This window comes from Martinezella sp. CNPSo 3732 (assembly GCF_057784515.1).
The window spans coordinates 71,891-88,673 of sequence record NZ_JBXSOO010000015.1; the positions used below are offsets into that span (position 1 = coordinate 71,891).

The 16,783-nt window shown below is 59.8% G+C and carries 16 protein-coding genes; 4 read left to right on the plus strand and 12 right to left on the minus strand.

Going from position 1 to position 16,783, the window contains the following annotated elements; genetic code table 11:
* The first annotated feature begins 175 nt into the window (after positions 1–175).
* A complete protein-coding gene (locus AC13RM_RS22095; RefSeq protein WP_374816362.1) occupies positions 176–640 on the plus strand; it encodes an SH3 domain-containing protein in 465 nt (154 codons plus the stop codon).
* A gap of 86 nt (positions 641–726) precedes the next feature.
* Here AC13RM_RS22095 and glmM read toward each other — a convergent pair whose 3' ends face one another.
* From glmM to ybgC, 10 genes are all read right to left on the minus strand, one after another.
* Positions 727–2,079 carry a phosphoglucosamine mutase gene (gene glmM, locus AC13RM_RS22100; protein ID WP_285172895.1) on the minus strand — a complete coding sequence of 451 codons (1,353 nt, stop codon included), beginning with the start codon at positions 2,077–2,079 and terminating at the stop codon, positions 727–729.
* 375 nt (positions 2,080–2,454) lie between these two features.
* Entirely contained in the window at positions 2,455–4,398 is a 1,944-nt protein-coding gene (ftsH, locus tag AC13RM_RS22105) for an ATP-dependent zinc metalloprotease FtsH (RefSeq protein ID WP_113231704.1), read from the minus strand.
* 116 nt (positions 4,399–4,514) lie between these two features.
* A complete protein-coding gene (tilS, locus tag AC13RM_RS22110) occupies positions 4,515–5,840 on the minus strand; it encodes a tRNA lysidine(34) synthetase TilS (RefSeq protein ID WP_488555560.1) in 1,326 nt (441 codons plus the stop codon).
* Positions 5,841–5,845: 5 nt separating this feature from the next.
* Positions 5,846–6,862, minus strand: a complete 1,017-nt coding sequence (gene ybgF, locus AC13RM_RS22115; RefSeq protein ID WP_488555561.1) for a tol-pal system protein YbgF — start codon at positions 6,860–6,862, stop codon at positions 5,846–5,848.
* A gap of 161 nt (positions 6,863–7,023) precedes the next feature.
* The gene (gene pal, locus AC13RM_RS22120; RefSeq protein WP_113231701.1) at positions 7,024–7,557 is read right to left on the minus strand and encodes a peptidoglycan-associated lipoprotein Pal; all 534 of its coding nucleotides are present in this window, start codon (positions 7,555–7,557) and stop codon (positions 7,024–7,026) included.
* A 153-nt stretch (positions 7,558–7,710) separates the two neighbouring features.
* Positions 7,711–9,036, minus strand: coding sequence for a Tol-Pal system beta propeller repeat protein TolB (tolB, locus tag AC13RM_RS22125; RefSeq protein WP_374816365.1), 1,326 nt, complete (start codon positions 9,034–9,036; stop codon positions 7,711–7,713).
* A gap of 203 nt (positions 9,037–9,239) precedes the next feature.
* The gene (locus AC13RM_RS22130) at positions 9,240–10,490 is read right to left on the minus strand and encodes a hypothetical protein (protein WP_488555562.1); all 1,251 of its coding nucleotides are present in this window, start codon (positions 10,488–10,490) and stop codon (positions 9,240–9,242) included.
* 9 nt (positions 10,491–10,499) lie between these two features.
* Positions 10,500–10,958, minus strand: a complete 459-nt coding sequence (tolR, locus tag AC13RM_RS22135) for a protein TolR (RefSeq protein WP_174171965.1) — start codon at positions 10,956–10,958, stop codon at positions 10,500–10,502.
* Positions 10,959–10,985: 27 nt separating this feature from the next.
* The gene (gene tolQ / locus AC13RM_RS22140; protein ID WP_047629119.1) at positions 10,986–11,708 is read right to left on the minus strand and encodes a protein TolQ; all 723 of its coding nucleotides are present in this window, start codon (positions 11,706–11,708) and stop codon (positions 10,986–10,988) included.
* Positions 11,709–12,124: 416 nt separating this feature from the next.
* Positions 12,125–12,580, minus strand: coding sequence for a tol-pal system-associated acyl-CoA thioesterase (gene ybgC, locus AC13RM_RS22145; protein ID WP_069611881.1), 456 nt, complete (start codon positions 12,578–12,580; stop codon positions 12,125–12,127).
* A gap of 136 nt (positions 12,581–12,716) precedes the next feature.
* Between ybgC and AC13RM_RS22150 the strand changes: the two genes are divergently transcribed.
* The 3 genes from AC13RM_RS22150 to AC13RM_RS22160 are packed head-to-tail and all read left to right on the plus strand — an operon-like array spanning position 12,717 to position 15,750.
* Positions 12,717–13,937: an NAD-dependent epimerase/dehydratase family protein gene (locus tag AC13RM_RS22150; protein ID WP_488555563.1), complete on the plus strand. Its 1,221-nt coding sequence runs from the start codon at positions 12,717–12,719 to the stop codon at positions 13,935–13,937.
* Positions 13,937–14,800, plus strand: a complete 864-nt coding sequence (locus AC13RM_RS22155; RefSeq protein WP_440479363.1) for a glycosyltransferase — start codon at positions 13,937–13,939, stop codon at positions 14,798–14,800. Before AC13RM_RS22150 ends, AC13RM_RS22155 begins: the two co-directional genes overlap by 1 nt.
* Positions 14,797–15,750: an NAD-dependent epimerase/dehydratase family protein gene (locus AC13RM_RS22160; RefSeq protein WP_440479289.1), complete on the plus strand. Its 954-nt coding sequence runs from the start codon at positions 14,797–14,799 to the stop codon at positions 15,748–15,750. Before AC13RM_RS22155 ends, AC13RM_RS22160 begins: the two co-directional genes overlap by 4 nt.
* Here the strand turns inward: AC13RM_RS22160 and AC13RM_RS22165 are convergent.
* Both AC13RM_RS22165 and AC13RM_RS22170 read right to left on the minus strand, forming a co-directional pair.
* A complete protein-coding gene (locus AC13RM_RS22165) occupies positions 15,695–16,258 on the minus strand; it encodes a DinB family protein (protein WP_285172901.1) in 564 nt (187 codons plus the stop codon). The two genes, AC13RM_RS22160 and AC13RM_RS22165, sit on opposite strands and share 56 nt — an antisense overlap.
* Before the next feature lie 11 nt (positions 16,259–16,269).
* On the minus strand, positions 16,270–16,779 hold the full coding sequence (locus tag AC13RM_RS22170) for an NUDIX hydrolase (protein WP_440479288.1): 510 nt from the start codon (positions 16,777–16,779) through the stop codon (positions 16,270–16,272).
* Positions 16,780–16,783: the final 4 nt, after the last annotated feature.

Here is a 16,783-nt window from a genome sequence, read left to right on the forward strand (position 1 = left end):
GACCCTCTAAACCAATTGGCAAGAAACAAACCATTACAGTGCTTCGGCCGGGAGATAACTCAGGAGGAAGTCGCTGACTTACCGTCGAACAATATGGGCCAGCCTGGGCCTTGCTCTTTTCTTCCTGAGCCCCGTCACACCGGCAGGCGCGATGCCGGCCAAGCCAGCAGCAGCCATGGCCACTGCCACTGCTTGGAACAAGGGGCGCGAGACGGGCTTGCCGATCCCCCGCTACGTTTCGCTCCGAGCCCATAAGGCACGCATGCGCGTCGGGCCCTCGACGATCTATGCCACGAAATGGATCTATATGAAGCCGGGTCTTCCCTTGGAAATCATCGACGAATACGGCCATTGGCGACAGGTCCGCGATGATACCGGGGTGACCGGCTGGATGCACAGTGCCCTGCTCTCCGGAACACGGACGGCCGTAATCGCCCCGTGGCTGACGAAGAATGCCATGCTGCGCGCCGATCCCAATTCCGCCGCTAGTGCAATCGCGGAGCTGCAGCCGCGCGTACTGGTCTCGCTGCAATCCTGCACCGGAACATGGTGCCGTGTTTCGGTCCGAGAGCACTCCGCCAGAGGCTATGTCAGGCAGGACAAGCTTTGGGGCGCCTATCCCGGAGAAATGTTCCAGTAGGCTACCATCATGCCGAAACTGAAAATACTATGGCGGCCTCGACAAGGCGGCCATAGTATTATTCTGGAATTACTTCTTTCGTTTGCTCAGGCGGCCGAACGCACGCTTGAGATCACGTCGATCAGTCCGCCGACGATGCGCTCGATCTGGCCGCGATCGTCGCCTTCCGCCATGACGCGGATCAAGGGCTCGGTGCCGGATGGGCGGATCACCAGCCGGCCGTTGCGGGACAGCTCGCTTTCCGCATCGGCGATCGCCTGGCGCACATGAATATCCTCCAGCGGCTTACCGCCGGAAATGCGGACATTGCGCAGCAATTGCGGCACCGGTTCGAAACGGCGACAGACTTCGCTGACCGGCTTGCCCGTGCGCTTCACCGCAGCAAGAATCTGCAGCGCAGCCACCAGACCGTCGCCTGTCGTGCCATAGTCGGACAAGACGATGTGGCCGGACTGCTCGCCGCCGACATTGTAATTGTGCTGGCGCATATGCTCGACGACATAGCGGTCGCCGACGGCTGTGCGGGCAAGCGACATGCCACGATCGTCCAGGAAGCGCTCGAGGCCGAGATTGGACATCACGGTTGCGACGATACCATTGCCGCGCAGCGTTTGGCTCTCGGCCCAGCTTTCGGCAATGACGGCCATCAGCTGGTCACCATCGATGATCGTGCCGGTCTCATCGACGATGATGACACGGTCTGCATCCCCATCCAGCGCGATACCGATATCCGCACGGACTTCGTCCACCTTCTTCTGCAGGGCGACGGGGCTGGTGGAACCGCAATTCAAGTTGATGTTCATGCCGTTCGGCTCGTTGCCGATGGTCACGACCTCGGCGCCGAGTTCCCAAAGGGCTGCCGGAGCGACCTTGTAGGCGGCGCCATTGGCGCAGTCGATGGCGATACGCAGCCCCTGCAGCGTCACATCGCGCGGCAGCGTGCGCTTGGCATGTTCTATATAGCGGTCATGCACACCGTCGATACGCTTGGCGCGGCCGATATTCTCCGACTTGGCAAGATGCTCCGACATGTCCTTGTCGAGCATGTCCTCGATTCTCATTTCCAGATCGTCGGAGAGCTTGTAGCCATCCGGGCCGAAAAGCTTGATGCCGTTATCCTCATAGGGATTGTGCGAGGCAGAGATCATCACGCCGATATCGGCGCGCAGCGAGCGCGTCAGCATGGCGACAGCCGGCGTCGGAATAGGGCCGAGAACGAAGGCATCGACACCGGCCGCGGTAAATCCCGCCACCATGGCATTTTCCAGCATATAGCCGGAAAGGCGCGTGTCCTTGCCGATAACGACGCGATGACGATGGGTGCCTCGATGGAAAATCGTGCCGGCAGCGATACCTACGCGCATGGCAAGATCCGGCGTCATCGGATAGATATTGGATTGACCGCGAATTCCGTCAGTTCCGAAATAACGACGTTTCATATGCACTCCTGTCGTTGCCGCATCCTCAGCCGGGACTGCAGCGGCATCGATATCGCCGCTCCAATGCAAGCGACACTGCGAACATCGATGCTTGTGGCTCATGCCACAGATTGTAAAAATCGGCACTTAAATTACCGAGAACGCCTATTACAACGCGTTACCATTAATAAGCACTAAAAAACTGCACCAGGTCGAGACCGACAATAGTCCAATTCACAGCCTACTGCGTCCGCATTACTTTGCCCCACCCGCTGGTTGCCACAGGCGCCGATCAACATCAGAAGCATTATCTCCTTCTGTCATTTCCTAAACAAAAGGCCAGTCACCTGAAACAGGTGGCTGGCCTCTCAACCGAGATTTGAACGCCTCGCGCCCTTAGCGCGGCTGCGGCTCGAAACCGCCTTCGGGTTCATCGCCCTTGGCGCCGAGTGAACCGTCCTTCTTGGCGCCGGTCTTCGGCACGGCCGAACCACGGCTCGGCGGCGTATCGTCACCGAGGTCGCGTGCTGGCTTCTCGCCACGGATCAGCGCCTTGATTTCCTCGCCGGTCAACGTCTCGTATTCGAGCAGGCCTTCCGCCAGCGCAACGAACTCGTCGTGCTTGGAGGTAAGGATGTCCTTGGCCTGACGATAGGCTTCGTCGATCAGACGGCGAACCTCATTATCGATCTTCTGAGCTGTCGCCTCGGAGACATTCTTCGATTGCGATACAGAGTGGCCCAGGAAAACCTCCTGCTGGTTCTCACCATAGGCGACCTGGCCGAGTTCGTCGGAGAAGCCCCATTGCGTGACCATCGCACGGGCAAGCTTGGTGGCCTGCTCGATATCGGAGGATGCGCCTGACGTGATGTTCTCCTTGCCGAAGGTCAGTTCCTCGGCAACACGGCCGCCCATCATGATGCAGAGGCGCGAGACCATCCACTTGTAGCTCATCGAGTAGCGGTCACCCTCGGGGAGCTGCATGACCATGCCGAGAGCACGGCCGCGCGGAATGATGGTCGCCTTGTGCAGTGGATCGGCAACGGCGACGTTGAGCGCCGTAATGGCGTGACCGGCTTCGTGATATGCGGTGAGCTTCTTTTCCGCTTCCGTCATGGCCGAAGAGCGGCGCTCGGCGCCCATCATGATCTTGTCCTTGGCGTCTTCGAATTCCTGCATGGTCACCAGACGCTTGTTGCGGCGGGCGGCCATGAGGGCGGCTTCGTTGACGAGGTTCATGAGGTCCGCACCGGAGAAACCGGGCGTACCGCGTGCAAGCGTCTTCAGATCGACATTGGGAGCCAGCGGCACGTTGCGGGCGTGAACCTTGAGGATGCGTTCGCGGCCGACGATATCCGGGTTCGGCACCACGACCTGACGGTCGAAACGGCCCGGACGCAGCAGAGCGGGGTCGAGAACATCGGGACGGTTGGTCGCCGCGATCAGGATGATGCCTTCATTGGCCTCGAAGCCGTCCATCTCGACCAGCAGCTGGTTGAGCGTCTGTTCGCGCTCATCGTTACCGCCGCCAAGACCGGCACCACGATGGCGGCCGACGGCGTCGATTTCGTCGATGAAGATAATGCAAGGTGCATTCTTCTTCGCCTGCTCGAACATGTCACGGACACGGCTTGCACCGACACCGACGAACATTTCGACGAAGTCGGAACCGGAAATGGTGAAGAACGGCACATTGGCTTCGCCGGCGATGGCGCGCGCCAGAAGCGTCTTACCGGTGCCGGGAGGTCCGACGAGCAGAACGCCACGCGGGATACGGCCACCAAGACGCTGGAACTTCTGCGGATCACGCAGGAATTCGACGATTTCTTCCAGATCCTGCTTGGCTTCATCGACACCGGCGACGTCATCGAAGGTAACGCGGCCATGCGCTTCCGTCAGAAGCTTGGCCTTCGACTTGCCGAAGCCCATGGCGCCGCGCGAGCCGCCCTGCATCTGACGCATGAAGAACAGCCAGACGCCGAGGATCAGGAGCATCGGCAGAAGCGTGCCGAGATAGCTCAGGAAGCTCGAGGAGCCATCCGATTCCGGACGGCCGACGATGTTGACGTTCTTGCTTTGCAGGCGTTCAAGCAGGCTGTCATCTACGACCGGTGCATAGGTCTGGAAGGGCGTGCCGTTTTCGACATAGCTGCCGACGACGCGGTTGCCCGTGACAGTCACGTCACGAACGCGGCCGGAATCAACTTCCCGAAGGAACTGCGAATACGGTATTTCCCTGGAGCCTGTTTGTGCCGGCGCGTTCTGAAACATGCTGAACAGGGCAATCAACAGTAGAGCTATGATTGCCCACAGAGCGAAATTACGAAAATTAGGGTTCATCGAACTCCCCAGCACTGAAACTCCCGCCGCTTAAGCGACGGCATTACTTGATCCCTAACATAGGGTTGCGCCAAGCCCTTGCCAAGGCAAACCGCATCGCCGCATGTTTTTTCCGTCTATAGGACCGAAAGCGGCAGCCGCATATAGGCTTCGCGGCCAAAAGCCGCGGAAAGGCGATTGGCGAATGTGAGGTCGAATCGTGTCAAAAAGCGGTCGAAGGGCGCAAGATATGGCACGACCGTCACCGCTGCCGCCTTTGCTTCCCCTTCCGTCACCGCGAGCGGCATCGCCGCCCGAGCGCGCAGCACCACGCCTTTCGGCATAGTCGCCGGAAAAATCGTCATATTTTCCGTGCCTGCAGCGATGACGCGAACCGGGGCCTTGCCCAAATTGCTGATCTCGAAACGACCGTCCCAAATGCCTTTCGCCCCCGGCAACAGCTTCAGTGGCGCGATATTGCGGCTTTCCCGCATAAGATAGAGTCCGTCGCGCCTGAGGTCGAAGACCACGCCGCCGGCCGTACGTCGACCGGGGCTGGCACCGTTCACAAATTCGAGAACGCGTTCCATTTGCACATGTCCAGGCCCATACGCCTTGCCGCCGAAGACGGCCGCAAGATAGGAAAGCGCATAAGCGACAGCAGCCCGATCTGCCGAAAGTCCGGCTCGATCGACGACACAAAACGCCTGTGCGTGAATTGTGACCCAATCATCGAGCCATGCAGCCGCTCTCTCGGAAAGAGCTGCGCGATCGGCGCCGCCATCCCCAGGCACGTTCGCCATCGGCTCTGCTTCGAGATCTCTGCGCGTACGCACACGCTCGTATTTTATGTCCTCATTGCTCGGGTCGTCGAACCAGGATACGCCATGCGCCTTGAGAAAGACCCTGATATCTGCGCGCCGGCAGGCGAGAAGCGGCCTGACGATCCAGATGCGCCGATCGAACAAGACCGCATCGGCAATGCCTGTGCCATGGCCGCCCTGCCCGCGGCGCATGCTACGCATGGCCATCGTCTCGCGCTGATCATCAAGCGTGTGGGCTGTTACGATCACATCAGCCGAAACGTCGGAGGCCAAGTCTGCGAGCAGTGCGTAGCGCGCCTCACGCGCTGCGGCCATAATGCCGGTCGGAGGCTTCTCGCCCTCCCAGCGGCGGACGAAATGGGAAATGCCGCGCGAGGCGCAGAGTGCGGCGACCTCGCGCGCTTCATCTGCTGCTGCGGCGCGCAGACCATGATCGATGGTCGCAGCACTCAGAGTAATATCTTTGCGAGGATGGGATTTCAGCCGCTCGGCAAGGGCAATCAGAAGCCCGGTGGAATCGCTGCCGCCGGAAACGGCGACCAGAATGTGAGCAGGCTTCGAAAGAGTTTGAAGAAATTCCGCCGCGGCGGCTTCGGGCATCAGGACTGTGGCGCCGCCGGTCACAGCGTCAATGGGCATGGCAATCAGCAGGCAAGCCGCTTCTCTTCGCTGGCAACCTTGCCGGTCACAGCCTTGGAGGCCTTCGGATAACGCTTGTTCACTTCGCGAAGCGTGGCGCAGGCCGTATCCTTGTTGTCGAGCGCCGCAAGCGACATCCCGAGTTTCAGCAGCATTTCGGGCGCCTTTTCTGACGTGCTATATTTCTGATGCGCATTCAGAAAGGTCTTGGCAGCCTCGTTATACTTGCCTTGCGAATAAAGCGCTTCACCGAGCCAGAAATTCGCATCCGCAGACCGAGAGCTGCTCGGGTAGCTGTTCAGATACTGGCGGAACTCCTGTTCGGCGACGCTATAGTCGCCGGACAGAACATGGCCGTAAGCAGCCTTGTATTGGTCGTTCTCGCTGCCGAGCGAAGCCGTCTGCGAGCCGGAGCCCGCACTTGGCGGCGCACCCGAACCATTGTTGGCTCCCGTCATCGAGGAACCGATCTGGTCGCCGCCCTGATCGAACTGGATGGAGCCAAGCTGGCTCGGCGGCTTGCCACCGCCGGCGCCGCGCGGAGCGGCGCTGCCGTTCTGCGAATCGGTGATAACGCCGGCAATATCGTCCTGCTGACCGCCGCCAGTCTGCGCGGGCACATCGGCTTCGCTCTTCTTCATCGTACCGCCGGCAGCGGGCGCGGCAGCACCGCCGCCACCGCGCTTTTCAAGCTGCTGGAAGCGGAATTCGTTGTCTTCCTGCGCCTTGCGGATCGTCTCCTGCATCTGCAGCAGCTGATAGCTCATTTCCTCGACACGGCCATTCAGCTGGCGCATCTGGTCCTCAAGCTGTTGCAGGCGAACTTCGGCATCGCTGTTTTGAACGTTGATGACCGGTGCCTGGCCGTATTGTGCTTGTCTTTGGGAATTGCCGGAAGCCGATTGCGCAGAAGCCTCACGGCTCCCGAGATGGATTCCGAACAACGACAAGGCAGAAGCATCGCGTTCGCTACCCATGACGGCAGCGAGACAAAGCATGCTCGCCACGACAAGTTTTTTCATATGGATCTTCCTGTCCTATTGATTCTTCGGGCCGGAGGGCTCGAACAGGAGATTTTTACAATTACTCTCAAAAAGCAACGGAGTTCGGCCAAAGTGTGGTCAAAAAAGTAAAGGCGGCCAAGAAGCCGCCTTTTGCATTTCGATCGGTCTTTGTTCGCTTATCAGGAGCCGGCGCCGTTGAGCACGGTGACGGCGCGACGGTTCTGCGACCAGCAGGATTCGTTGTCGCAGGTAGCGACCGGACGCTCCTTGCCGTAGGAAATCGTCTTCATGCGGTTCGCGGGAACACCGCGCGAAGCGAGGTAGCTTTTCGCAGCTGCAGCGCGGCGTGCGCCAAGAGCAAGGTTGTACTCGCGAGTACCGGTCTCGTCGGCGTGACCTTCGACCGTGATGGAGTAGTTCGGATAGCGAGCGAGCCACTGGGCCTGACGATCGAGCGTCTGGGCAGCCTCGGAGCTGATGGAAGAACTATCAACAACGAAGAAAACGCGATCGCCGACATTAACCGTGAAGTCCTGCGGCGAGCCCGGAGTAGCATTGCCGGCACCGTTCAGGCCAAGACCGTTGGCATCGTTCGGCAGACCCTTCTTGGAAGCGCAGCCGGCCAGAGAAAGGCCAACGAAAAGCGCGATCATGATCGGGTTGCGTGCGAGGTTTTGCATGTGGCCAGCGGCCTGGGTTGCGGTACGGCTCATGGCCGGTCTCTCCTATAAGTCTCTATCAGGGTTGCCAGACTGTAACCGGGGTAGGTTAATCCGATTCCAACAAGTATGGTTAATGATGTCCTAAAATTGTCGCGAAACGGTCCAGTCACAGGACTTTGCGGCGATAAAGTGGCGAGCCTTTCATTACTCGAGAAGCGGCGACCATGCAGGGTCCGAAGCAAAGCCCGGGGTCGGGATCTTCTGTTCGTTATAGCCGGTAAGGTCGATCGAATAAATTTGCGGGCCGCTTGCGCCGGACGGGGCACGGAAGAACATGATGACGCGGCCGTTCGGCGCCCAGGTCGGTCCCTCACTGTAAGAGCCCGAGGTCAGGATTCGTTCGCCGGAACCATCCGGCTTCATGACGCCGATGGAAAAGTTGCCGCCGGCCCGTTTGGTGAAGGCGATCAGATCGCCACGCGGCGACCAGACCGGCGTGGAATAGGAGCCATTACCGAAGGAGATGCGGCGCTGATTTGAACCGTCGGCATTCATGATGTAGATCTGCGGCTGGCCGCCACGGTCGCTTTCGAAGGCAACCTGCGTACCATCAGGCGAGTAAGACGGCGAGGTATCGATCGCGGCCGTAGACGTCAGGCGCGTCGTGGTGCGCGAACGCAGGTCCATCGTATAGATATTGGCGTTGCCTTCCTGCTGCAGGCTCATGATCACTCGCTGCCCGTCCGGCGAGAAGCGTGGCGAGAAGGTCATGCCGGGGAAGTTGCCGACCAGTTCGCGCTGGCCCGTCTGCAGCTGCAGCAGATAGACGCGCGGCTGCTGGTTGGCGAAGGACATGTAAGTCACTTCCTGACGGTTGGGCGAGAAGCGCGGCGTCAGTACCAGGTCGCTGCCGTCGGTCAGCATGCGCGCGTTGGCGCCGTCCTGGTCCATGATGCCGAGCTGAGTCTTGCGGGCCGTCTTCGGGCCGCTTTCGGCGACGAAAACGACGCGGGTATCGAAATAGCCCTTTTCGCCGGTGATCTTCTGATAGATCGCATCGGCGATGATGTGCGCGACACGGCGCCAGTTATCCGGCTGAGCGAAGAACTGCTGACCGATCATCTGGCTGTTGCCGAACGTATCCCAGAGGCGGAATTCGGCGCGAAGGCGGCCGCCTTCCTGCGTCACGCGGCCAGTCACGAGAGCCTGCGCGTTGATCGAGGTCCAGTCCTGGAAGCGCGGGGTCGAATCCGGATTGGTGATCTTCTCGATGAAGGCCTGCTTGTTGATCGGAGCGAACAATCCGGAGCGCTGCAGATCGGCAGCGATCACGCTCGAGATCTGCGGGCCGAGCGTATCATTCGACAGAAGATCGGTGATAGCGATCGGCATGGGCTGGACATTGCCCTTGTTGATATTGAGCTCGACCACGGCATAGGCCGGAGTGGATGCCACAGCTATCAGGCCTGCTAGCACCAGCAGGAGGCGGACGAAGGATTTTCTGATCATATGTGCCAAGCCTTTCAGCATTATTCGTCAGAGAGCCGGTTCGAAGTTGAGGGTGACTTCTTTCCAGTCGTCATATTGATCTGTTGGCAGATTCTTGAATGGAGCAGCCCGAAGTACGGCTCGCATCGCGCTTACCGCGATGGCTTGCTGCGTGGCCTTGGGACCACCGGTTACGGTAACCTTCGGCTTGCAACAGTGGTTCATTGAAAGCTGCATTTCCCGCATCATAGCCCCAAGTCTCTCGGGTCGAAGTTGAGCACCAGCTCGTTCCAGCCATCCGCGCCATCATATTTGTCCGGCGGCAACAATCCTCCGGCGTTCACTTCCTTTTGTAGATCGGCACGGCTTTTCAGCACCGCACGCTCTGCGGCGCCCCTTAGTGCTTGCTGCGTCGTAGCCGGGCCGCCGCTGACGGAAACGTCCGGTGTACCGACAATCTGGCCTGACTTGTCGAGACGAACATGAACCTTGATCGTGACATCGCTCGCCCCTTCCATGCCGGGGACAACATTCCAGTTCTTACCAATCAGATCGCGCAAACCGTCCTTCTGGCTCTGGCTGAGCTTGCCGCCGCCGAGCGATTTCATCCCACCGCGCGAAGCAACCTGCGTATCAGCACCGGCTGAAGCCTGCTGGGACGAACGTTTCGCACCGCCCTTCGACGAGGTGTTGTTCAGCATGGCAGCAATGTCATTCTCGTTGAAATCGCTCTGGGTCGATTTGGCTCCCTTTGCGGACTCGCGCTTCTTGTCGGCATCCTTCTTGCCATCATCGGCCGACGTGGTCTTGCTCGTGCTCTGCGTCGTCGTCTTGTCCGTCGGCTTGGCGTCTGCGACCTTCACGTCCGGCTTCGGCGTCGGCTTTACTTCCGGCTTCTGCTCGGCTGCCTTCGGCGGCGTCGGCTGCGGCTTTACATCCGGCACGGGGACGTTGTTTGGCAGCTGAATTTCGGCTTGTTCCGTCGGCTGCGGCGTCGGCGGGGTCGGCGTTGCATCGGCCTTCGGGGTCGGCGGCGTGGGATCCGGCTTCGGGGTCGGCGTCACGTCAGGTTTTTGCTGCGGAATGGCGGCCACTTCCTTCGGGGCGGCTTCCGTTTCCTTCTGCTCGATCGTCTTGACGTCGTTCGGCCTCGGATCGTCCTGCGGAACGGGCGCATCCACCTTCTTCGGCGCCAGGGCCGCAGTCTCGCTCTCCGGCCGTTGCGTCGGCACGACCGGGTTCTTGATATCCACCTTGTTCTCGCCGGTATTCTGGGCGTTGGCGACCTGATCCTGCTTGGTCGTCGGCTTGCGCGCGGCGTGGTCTGTGACCGGCGCCTTCTTCTCGCCCTGCTGCAGCTGATCCGCCGTCACGATATCGACATCCATCGCCGTGCTTTCCGGCGTCTCAAGCGGCGCTGGCGCACTCAGCGTCACCATGGCGCCGATCAGCACCAGGATGTGAATGACAGCAGAAGTGGCGAGACTGCGCTTCATGTCGGTTCGTCAGTGATCCGTTATCTGCTGCGTAACCAGGCCGATATTCTTGTAACCGGCTTCCTGGATACGCGACATGACGTCGGCGATCACGCCGTAAGGCGCCTTGCCGTCGCCACGCACGAAAATGCGTTCGTTGTAGCCCGTGGTCGCGATCGCCTGCAGCTTGGCGGCGATTTCGGCGACGTCGATCTGCGTTTCCTGCATGAACACCTGGCCATCGGCCTTGATCGAGATGGTGATCGGCTGGGTCTGGGCGTTCAGTGCGCCGGCCTGCGTTTGCGGCAGGTCGATCGGTACGCCCGACGTCATCATCGGCGCTGCCACCATGAAGATGATCAGCAGCACGAGCATGACGTCGACCAGCGGCGTCACGTTGATATCGGCGATCGGGCCTCCCCGGCCTCCACCGCGACGACCGCCCCGGCGGCCACCGCCACCACCCTTGCCTCCAACAGACATTGCCATGTGAATTACTCCGGTTCTGTCCGCTACTTACTGCGCTGCCTGGCGCGGCTGCAGCTTCTCATCGATCTGGCGCGAAAGGATGGCAGAGAATTCATCCGCGAAACCTTCCATGCGACCCGAGAGCTTGCCGGCATCGGCCGAGAACTTGTTGTAGGCGATAACCGCGGGAATAGCGGCGACCAGACCGATGGCGGTCGCGAGCAGCGCTTCGGCGATACCCGGCGCAACGACGGCAAGGTTGGTCGACTTCGAACCGGCGATCGCCTGGAAAGAGGTCATGATGCCGACGACGGTACCGAAGAGACCGATGAACGGGCCGGCCGAACCGATGGTGGCAAGCGAACCCAGGCGGGCGACCAGATGTTCCGATTCACGCGCCAGCGTCACGTCCATGGCGCGGTCGATGCGCATTTGCAGGCCGATCGGCGAACGGGCACCGCGCTCGAAGGACTTCTTCCATTCGCGCATGGCCGCGACGAAGATGGCGCTGAGGCCGGTATTGTTGCGCTCCGAAAGCGTGCGGTAGAGTTCTTCGAGCGACTGGCCGGACCAGAAGACCTGCTCGAAATGATCGAACTGCCGACGCGCTCGCGCATAGCTCAGATATTTGTCGATGACGATCGCCCAGGTCCATACGGACGCTGCCAGCAGGCCGATCATGACGAGCTTGACCACCAGGCCCGCCTGCATGAAGAGCGACCAGAGCGTGATGTCCGGTGTGGTGGCCGCTGCCAATGCTACTTGTTCCATTGATCCAAAATCCCCGAATCCAAACGCCCGGCGCTAGACCGGGCGGCTAAAAGTGATCTCACAAGAATTGTTTGGCAGCCGCCGCTGAACGCCCTGGTCAAGCCTTCCAAGCTTACAACTGCCTTCTTGCCGTCAAATTTGGTCAAAGGAAGGCGTGCACCGCACAAACTCCGACATAACCAGTAAGACACTATTATGGTTAAAAGAATGTTAGCGTCGAAACATGAAGGATTTAACGGCAGCGAAGGTTATTCTAGCTCCAGGGAAGAACTGACCGGACGAAACCGGCGGCAAACGCAGACAAAGCTTGCGCGGCGAATTCCTTCACATAAAACTCAAGTTATTGCAAGCTGCCTGTTGCCAGTCACCGTCGCCTCGACGAAACCGTCAGTCAAGGAGAGCGAGGGGAACTTGGCTCAACCGGCACTTTCCGATGCGGTCAGCATCTGTGCTGCGAGCTTTTCTGGCAGGCGGCGGGGGCGCCCCTTGGCATTGATCACGGCAATGATGACCTTCGCAGCGATCAGCAGCATATCGTCGCGCCGAATCTCCTGGGACAGCACCATCTTGGCGCCGCCAGCCTTTTCGGTAACTGTGCGGATCGTCAGCACGTCATCCATGCGCGCCGGCCCCTTGAAGTCGATCTCCATGCGATGGACGACGAAAACCAGCCCCTCTTCATCGGCATTCAAGAGTTCGCGCTGTTCCACTCCGAGACAACGCAGATAGTCGGTGCGTCCCCGCTCGAGGAAATGCAGATAGCGCGCGTGATAGACGAGCCCGGAAAAATCCGTATCCTCATAGTAGACTCGCTGCACCAGCCGGTGGCTTCCGGCTTCCAGTTCCCCAGCTATCAGAAAGGGGCTGTTCATCGTTGCCGCATCTCCTTGAGTGTCCGGCATCTCTTTGGCCGAAGTTCTGCCATCAAGCAAGCTTTGAACAATTGTCATAAACTCCGACTATCCGGAATGGTGCCGGATCGCGGATCGGCGCAGAAGGAAAAATCTCATGAAAATAGCGATTATGGGCGGCGACGGATTCATCGGTTGGCCAACCTCGCTTCATCTCTCCGACGCCGGACATGAGATCCACATCCTCGATAATCTTTCCCGCCGATGGATCGATACCGAACTTGGCGTGCAATCATTGACGCCGATGGATTCGATTCAGGAACGCACCCGCATCTGGCACGCCGAGACCGGCCGCCGTATCCATTTCAATCTGATCGATCTCGCCAAGGACTATGAGCTCCTGAAGAAGTGGCTGGCCGAGCATCGCCCCGACGCGATCGTGCATTTTGCAGAGCAGCGCGCCGCCCCCTATTCGATGAAAAGCGACCGCCACAAGAACTACACGGTCAACAACAACGTCAACGCCACACATAATCTCCTGAACGCGCTGGTAGACCTCAATCTCGACGCCCACCTCGTGCATCTCGGCACCATGGGCGTCTACGGCTATTCGACGATCGGCGCAGCGATTCCAGAGGGCTACCTGCCCGTTGGCATCGATACGACGGACGGCCGTACCGTCAGCCAGGAAATCCTCTACCCCGCCAATCCCGGCTCGATCTACCACATGACGAAATGCCTCGATCAGCTGCTCTTTCAATTCTACGCCAAGAACGATGGGCTGAGGATCACCGACCTACATCAGGGCATCGTCTGGGGCACGCATACCGAGCAAACGCGCCGGCATGAGCAGCTGATCAACCGTTTCGATTATGACGGCGACTATGGCACAGTGCTCAACCGCTTCCTCATCCAGGCGGCGATCGGCTATCCCCTGACCGTACACGGCACCGGCGGCCAGACCCGCGCCTTCATCCATATCCAGGATTCGGTCCGCTGCATCGAGCTGGCACTGAAGAACCCGCCGGCACGCGGCGCCCGCGTCGAAATCTTCAATCAGATGACGGAAACGCATCGCGTGCGCGATCTTGCCGAGATGATCGCCAGGATGAGTGGCGCTGAGGTGGTCCGCCTGCCGAACCCGCGCAAGGAAGCCCCGGAGAACGAGCTGATCGTCAAGAACGACAAGTTCCTCGATCTCGGCCTGGCGCCGATCACGCTCGAAGCCGGGCTCCTCGGCGAAATCGTCGATGTCGCCAGGAAATATGCCTACCGCGTCGATCGGTCGCGCGTCCCAGCCGTCTCGGCCTGGACCAAGGATCTCGCCGCGACAGTCAACCATGATCCCGAGGGCAAGAGGCTGAAGTCCGTGTCATGATGCTTGGAAGCGAAATGCTGCAGGGATTGCGTCCGCAAACCCGGCCTCGCGCCAGGCACGCATTCGTGACGCTCGTCACGAATGCCGATTACGCCATGGGCGCCCTGGCGCTGGCGCGCTCGATCGTGCGCAGCGGCACGAAAGCCGACATCGTCGTACTCCACACGGCGGGGGTCAATGAGAACGACCTTGCCCCGCTGTCAGCGCTCGATTGCCGGCTGGTCGAAGTCGAGCACCTGCCTTTGTCGGATGCCTTCAACGAGCGGCATGCCCGCAGCAACCTGCACACGGCAGCTCCCTTCACCAAGGGCCGCAAGCCCTCCTTCCACACGCCGCTCGACAATTTCTGCAAGCTCAGGCTCTGGCAGCTGATCGAATACGATACCTGCGTCTTCATCGATGCGGATGCGCTCGTGTTGAGAAACGTCGACAGGCTCTTCGACTATCCGGAATTTTCGGCAGCGCCGAATGTCTATGAAAGCCTTGCCGATTTCCATCGGCTGAATTCCGGCGTCTTCGTTGCCAAGCCTTCGCTTGCGACCTTCCGGCATATGCTGGAGAGCCTCGACCGTCCCGACGTCTTCTGGCGGCGCACGGACCAGACCTTTCTCGAGACCTTCTTTCCGGATTGGCACGGCCTACCTGTATTCATGAACATGCTGCAATATGTCTGGTTCAACATGCCAGCGCTCTGGGATTGGAACAGCATCTCGATCCTGCACTATCAATATGAAAAGCCGTGGGAGGAAAACCATCCCAAGGCGGAACAGCTGAAACCGCTGATCGACCTCTGGCACAGCTTCCATACCGGCCGAAACATGCCCGATATCGCCGTGCTCGCAAATCCGAGAGCTGCGGCATGAAGGTCCTCATCTCGGGCGGAACAGGCCTCGTCGGCCGATACATCGCCGAAGAGCTGCTATCAGCCGGATACAAGATTGCGATCGGCGGGCGCAATCCGCCTCCATCGGGCCTCTTTTCGCAGCCCGTCTCTTTTGTCCCCTTGAGCCTTGATCCAACAGGAAATCAGAGCGGCGCTTTCGACGATGCCTATTTCTTCGTGCACGCCGCGTTCAGCCATGCCGCCGGCAAATATCGCGGCGGCGAAGGGGATGATCCGGAAGGCTTTCGCCGCCTCAACCTCGACGGCACGGTGAAGCTTTTCGAGACGGCCAGAAAGGCTGGCATCCGGCGCTGCATCTTTCTTTCCTCGCGCGCCGTCTATGGCGATGGCATTGCCGGAGAGGAGCTGACCGAGGGGAGCACGCCGAAGCCGAACACGCTCTATGGCGAAATCAAACGTGATGCCGAGCACGCGCTGTTCTCTCTGTCCACGCTGGGCTTTGCCACAGCGAGCCTCAGGTCGACGGGCGTTTATGGCCATCTTCGCCCCAATAAATGGGACGATCTCTTCGACGACTATCTAAGCGGCAAGCCAGTTCGGTCGCGCGCCGGAACCGAAATTCACGGCCGGGACGTCGGTCGTGCGGTTCGTCTTCTGCTGGAAACGGAAGCCGGCCGGATAGATGGTGAAGCCTTCAATCTGTCGGATATTCTGACCGACACACACGAGGTCCTTAGTCACCTCCAGAGCGCGACAGGCTGTCCGCACGCGCTGCCGCAGCCTGCGGAGCTCGGCGCGGTCTCTGTCATGGATACGGCAAAAATCGGTGCGCTTGGCTGGCAAGCTGGCGGAAAACCCTTGCTCAAGCGAACGATAGAGACACTGGCTAAATCGGCGTACCCAAAGGCGGGTATCAGCGCATCAGCTTTGTCTCGTCCCAATCGAGCGCCATCAATTCCGCGTCCCTGAAGCGTGCATCGTCGGAAACGATGAACTCGTCGAGCTGCGGCGGCGCGACGCTGGTTCCGGCCAGCATGGCATGCACCTGCCCGCGATGATGCGTCTGATGCTGGAACAGATGGTTCAGCACATCGTCTGCCCTCTCCCGCTGGATGCGTCCATCGCGTTGGATATCGATGATCCGCATCGCGGTCTCCGGCGTCAGCGCCTCGCAGAACGCGACCAGCCGACGATCGACATTCGCCTGTTCCCGGCTCAACTCGTCCAGCCGATCATGGGGCTCCTCTATGTCGAAGGCCTTCAGACCCAGAGTCCCGCCCTCCAACGCATCGACATAGAACCAGTCCACCGTCAGGATATGATTGAGGGTTGCCTTGATCGACGGAAAGAAGCTGACGCGCTTGGCCTCGAATTCGCCGGACCGCAGCGCCGCACAGGCACGATGCAGCCGGACATTCGCCAATGCGTTGTTATAGGCAAGCTTGCGAAAGCTGCGAACCGGATCGAAAGCGGACATAAGCCTCCTCCTCAAGCCTTGTCGAGATCACCATCCCGCCAGACGAGATGACGGGACGTCGGCGGCAGGTTTTCGATTTCCTCGGCGATGAAATAGGGCGGGATGTCGAGCGCCACCAGCGCCTCGCGCGTCGCCCGCACCCATTTGAACTCCAGCTCATCATCGCCATCCTGGATACGATGCACGATCTTCGCGGGATCGAAAGGAAAGCCGGCTGGAATTTCCATCAGGTAATAGAGGCCCAGCTCATGCCAGTCCATTTCTTCGTAATGGAAGAAATTCTCGACCGACCAGAGCAGGCGCCCGACCGTAACCTCGACGCCAAGCTCCTCAACCATTTCCCGCCGTAACGTCTCCTCTGAGGTCTCGCCGATCTCCGCCCGACCGCCCGGAAAAGTCCAGAACGTCTCATGCACGGCGCGATGCACCAGGACATGGCCGTCGCGAAATCCAAGCCCCGCGACGCGCATCTGAAAGCGCTGGGAACCGGCATTCAATCTGATGAGCTTGCGTTTCGACATGATC